Below are 727 nucleotides of genomic sequence, written 5' to 3' on the forward strand. Positions count from 1 at the left end.
GGTTGTTATTGAATCGATTATTAAATTCGGCGCTCAAAGCCTTAACAGCGAATTACTTGAACAATGGAACTACCATGTCGAAACTCCCACCGCTTCAGCTTTTGTTCAAGCACGTGCAAAATTAAAACCCAGTGCTTTCAAAGCAGTGTTTGACCTATTTAATCAATCTTTTGATAAAGCCAAACGGTTTAAAGGCTATCAATTGCTTGCCCATGATGGGTCTGATTTGCCCTTACCACAGAACGTAAAAGCCCATGATAATCACTTTAAACGTGGGAATGCCAATGGCTACAACGTGATTCATGTCAATTTTTTATATGACCTCTTAAATAAACAGTTTCTTGATGTGGATTTTCAGAACAAACGTCAAACAGATGAACGTTCAAGTCTCTGCCAAATGGCCCAAAAGATAAAACCGACACAGCCCGTTATCTTTATAGGTGATCGAGGCTATCCTTCCTTTAATCTGTTTGAACATCTTCAGCGCCTTCAACACAAATACGTCATTCGATGTAAAGATGTCAATCGCAAAGGATTTTTGCGCAAATCCGATGTGCCAGATACGGATGAATTCGATACAATTGTTTCTTTAAAGTTGACCTACTCCCGAACCAAAGCGATTAAAGACGATCCATCTTTTCGGTTCCTATCAACCACGTCTAAGTTTGATTTTTTAAAACGAGGCAGTAAGGATTATTACGAAATACGTTTCCGAGTGGTTAGACTC

1 protein-coding gene is annotated in these 727 nt (G+C 39.2%); it reads left to right on the forward strand.

Translation table 11 applies throughout. The annotated features are described in order from the left end of the window. Positions 1-727 (forward strand): transposase (locus ACEN33_RS12435; RefSeq protein ID WP_407094268.1); only part of this gene is annotated, 727 nt, incomplete at both ends.

Source organism: Ruoffia sp. FAM 24228 (assembly GCF_045528575.1).
GTDB classification, from domain to species: Bacteria; Bacillota; Bacilli; order Lactobacillales; family Aerococcaceae; genus Ruoffia; species Ruoffia halotolerans.